The sequence below is a fragment of the Aequorivita aurantiaca genome (genome assembly GCF_030410135.1).
Classification (GTDB): domain Bacteria; phylum Bacteroidota; class Bacteroidia; order Flavobacteriales; family Flavobacteriaceae; genus Aequorivita; species Aequorivita aurantiaca.
The window spans coordinates 1-3,693 of sequence record NZ_JAUGQQ010000023.1; the positions used below are offsets into that span (position 1 = coordinate 1).

Here is a 3,693-nt window from a genome sequence, read left to right on the forward strand (position 1 = left end):
ATGATGCTGTAAATCAGAAACATTTTTTTATTGTTGAGTGGAAATCAGATTACGGTTGCGGTAATAAGCCTGGTTCAAATTGTAGGTAACGTTTATGTATATGAAAAGTAGCGTGTAAGTAAAGACAGGCTTTCCCGACTAAAATAAACTTATTAAACAAGCGGTACAAATAAAATTAAGAACGGACCTAGCTATTTTTTATATACGGTGTTGGCGTTTCGTTTTTAAATTTATATATTTAACTTAATAAATATCTTTATTTTTAACGCTTTGTATGTTATCCGAAAATGAACTACATTTGCACCCATTTAAAATGGAAGAAAAAAAACAAATTACAATACATAATTTAAAAAGCAATCAGTATCGTCAGATTCATTCAGATGGTGCTAGTGCTGGAATTACTCCCTCTGGATTAATTAATATAAACTTTTATAGTCATAGGAATGTAATACCTAAAGGAACTATTTTTGAATTAGAAGACGACGGTCGTTTAGGGAAATTAGTCGGGATTACGGATGATTCTAAAAGTGGAATAGTTAGGGAGTATGATTTTGGAGTTCATATGGATATCAATACTTGTAAAAGTATTAGAGATTTGATGAATGAAAAAATTAAGGAATACGAAAAATTAACTAAATAAAAACATAATGTATAATATCAATAGTACAACTTATTCTGAGGACAGAAGAGGTTTATATCTTGCTGTAGGATTTGCTAGTTTGTCTTTAATTAGTTATTCAGAAACTATTAGTTCAATTATTCATCCTATCGAATCAGAAATTACAATTCAAATTGACAAAAGCAGTGAAGAGGAATCTTCATCAGAGCTTACGCAACACGCTATGAATTTAGCTCAATCTAGTTTAGCTGAAGATTGGAATGACGAGAGTGATGAACATTGGGAGTCTTTTTTGTAGATGAGTTATGATCAGGGAGATATCGTACTAGTTCCTTTTCCATTTACAATGGGAACTACTTCAAAGCCACGTCCAGCAATAGTAGTTTCTAATTCTATTGTAAATAAGACCCAAGACGTTATTCTGGCTCAAATTACTTCTAAGCCTAGAAAAGATTTATTTACTTATGTTTTAGATACGGAAAAATTGAGTTGTTCTTTAAATCTTGCAAGTCAGGTTCGGTGTCACAAAATATTTATTATAGAAAAAACTACAATCTTTAAAAAGATTTCTAAATTAAACGATGAAGGAATTACTGAATTAAAAAGTAAGATATTCAGTTTGTTCTAGTTGCTCAAATGAACGCCAACGTTGTTGTGTATGGACCGTTGCGTGTGATTGCCCGAACCATTCCAAGTACAAATCTACGCGAAAATTCCGCAGGAATTTTCCATATGAGCACAGACCCAGCAATGGTTTATACACGGTGTTGTAACCAGTTTTTTAATATCCAATTATTGATAAAGCTGGTTCCGATTTATAACATTCCGTTTTTCGCTTATCAGTCATAAAATCAGTCGCAAACTCAATATTAATTCCGTTGTTTTTATAAGATTCAAATCTTAAATTTTCTTCTGTTCTACTTTCTCCGTAGAGATGCCATTCAAATAATATTTTGTCAGCGTTTCTAATCTGCAATTCCTTTCTTCCGATTTCTAAATTCGATGGATTCCAAATTTTTAATTTTTCGTCTTCGCTTAAATTCAAGGTGAGAATGTTTTTTCCGTTATCAAATTCCACGTTTTTAATTTCGTGATAATTGTCCATAGGTTTTCCAAACCAATTTCCCCAAAACCGCAGAGTTCCGCCATTTATTTTTATTTCTCCGAAACGTTGCTCAAATTCAGTTGCAGACAAATTTAAATCAGCTTGAAATTCATTCGTGCTTTTTTCAGCATTAGATGACCAAAATGCAATTCCTGCTAATACTAAAATTCCGATAATTACAATGGTTAGAAGGGTCATTTTCAAATTGGTTACAACTACTTGTTGGTGTTATAAATCTTTGGATTTAGTCCAGCCATTGTTGATATTACAATTACTGTTATAATTAAAAATCCAACTCCTAAATAAAAGGCTTTATAATAGTGTTTTTTAACTCCACTTGAGTCAATTTCATTAAGAATTTGGTCATATGTTATTTTCCTTCCTTTTAATTTGTAGTAAATCAATAATAGAGAAGCTCCAATGTAGCCAACAATTATTTGTTTTATTATTATATTAAAAAGTTGGTTCACTTGGTTTTTCTCAAATTGGTTACAACGGTTTGGCTATGAGTAGTTGCGTGGGTTTAACTCAGACTTTTTAAAATACAAAACTCCCTTTGAAAATCCGATAGGTTTTTCGGAAGAAAGCCGATAAAAGCAATTACTTATAGCCATTGTTAGGCAATGTTTTTAATCTAATAATATTCAATATTTCTAATAAATATATTTGGTAATTTATTTCCACTATTATCTATTTTATATGCCTTTATCCAATTTCCCTGAGTGTCATATTCATATTTGTATGTTTCATCTTTGTAAGCATTTAAATATTCTTCCTTGGATGCATATTTAGGAAAAATTAATGGTGCTTGAAATGACTTAATGGATTGAACCAAACCATTTGGAAAAAATTTTTGGAGTTCTCTATAATATTCTACACCTTGTTTGAATTTAATTATTTGAACTGTTTCCAGTATTAAGTCCTCATTATTTCCTGCTACATAGCTATTGATTGTTTGTTTCAATTTAGTGGAGTCCGAAGTTTTAAAAATTGTTTCTTCCCATATGGTCAAATTATAATTTCTGTCGTATAATTTTTCTGTTATTTTTTTATATTCTGGGGTCTCGTCAATTTTTAAAAATGTTCTATATTTTTTTTCTTTAAATTCATCTTTTATGAATGATATACTCTTTGAAATGAGCAATGTGTCATTTTGTGCATTATACATTATTTCATTGATTGTATCTTTTTTGCCAAGTTTTGATTCAATTCTAAATATTGTTTCATTTTTTGAATTATAATCTTGAGCTTTAACTTGTCTGCTTTTGGAGTCATAGTTATATATTCTACTTGTTGTACTAAGTAACTTATCTGCTTCTTCATATGCTAATAGCCAAGATTTAAAACCGTTAACCCAAGAGATAATTGCCACATTGAACAATTTTTTTGTACTCGTGATTGTTTTTTCCAACAATCCTTTTTTATAAGAATAATCAGTTACAGTAACATAATTGTCCTCACGTTGAAATTTTTGCTTGTCTATATCCACGTGGAGAGTATATTCCTTTTTCTTGATGATTTTTCCCGATTTATCAAATGAAATTTTTCTTACAGGATAAACATTATAGTTAGGTTTTTTTATATCAGATTGATTATAATCGTTATTCTTTAGCTTCTGAAATGCAACAGTATCTGATAAATCAATACTTAAACCTTTTTCTACTATTTGTTTTGTGTCAACTAAACCTGTTGAAAAATAAGAAACCATTTCAAAATTCTTCACGTTTCCTTGAAGCTCGTAAAAATCTGTGGTTTCATAAATGGATCTTTCTGAAGAATTAATATCTTTTATTTTAACTGTACTACAATTTGTGAAAAGAGCCAAAAGAAATATTATTATATTGTTCCTCATAATTGTTTTTTGAAATATTGCCTAACGTTTATGTATATGAGCTGTGGCGTGTTTTGGCACGAACCTCTCCAAATATAAACTAACTTTGCAAAATCCGTAGATTTTCCAAATGGGCAC

The 3,693-nt window shown here is 30.0% G+C and carries 5 protein-coding genes; 3 read left to right on the forward strand and 2 right to left on the reverse strand.

Annotated features, from left to right (window positions below; genetic code table 11):
- The first annotated feature begins 313 nt into the window (after nucleotides 1–313).
- Genes QRD02_RS14130 through QRD02_RS14140 form a run of 3 tightly spaced genes read left to right on the forward strand, consistent with a single transcriptional unit; the run spans nucleotide 314 to nucleotide 1,247 of the window.
- On the forward strand, nucleotides 314–640 hold the full coding sequence (locus tag QRD02_RS14130; RefSeq protein WP_290255609.1) for a hypothetical protein: 327 nt from the start codon (nucleotides 314–316) through the stop codon (nucleotides 638–640).
- A 7-nt stretch (nucleotides 641–647) separates the two neighbouring features.
- Complete coding sequence (locus QRD02_RS14135) at nucleotides 648–917, forward strand: hypothetical protein (RefSeq protein WP_290255610.1); 270 nt, start codon at nucleotides 648–650, stop codon at nucleotides 915–917.
- Nucleotides 918–1,247, forward strand: a complete 330-nt coding sequence (locus tag QRD02_RS14140) for a type II toxin-antitoxin system PemK/MazF family toxin (RefSeq protein ID WP_290255611.1) — start codon at nucleotides 918–920, stop codon at nucleotides 1,245–1,247. It begins immediately after the preceding gene.
- A gap of 153 nt (nucleotides 1,248–1,400) precedes the next feature.
- On the opposite strand, the gene QRD02_RS14145 is transcribed toward QRD02_RS14140, so the two are convergent.
- The gene (locus tag QRD02_RS14145; RefSeq protein WP_290255612.1) at nucleotides 1,401–1,922 is read right to left on the reverse strand and encodes a hypothetical protein; all 522 of its coding nucleotides are present in this window, start codon (nucleotides 1,920–1,922) and stop codon (nucleotides 1,401–1,403) included.
- A 436-nt stretch (nucleotides 1,923–2,358) separates the two neighbouring features.
- On the reverse strand, nucleotides 2,359–3,576 hold the full coding sequence (locus QRD02_RS14150) for a hypothetical protein (RefSeq protein WP_290255613.1): 1,218 nt from the start codon (nucleotides 3,574–3,576) through the stop codon (nucleotides 2,359–2,361).
- Between the last annotated feature and the right edge of the window lie 117 nt (nucleotides 3,577–3,693).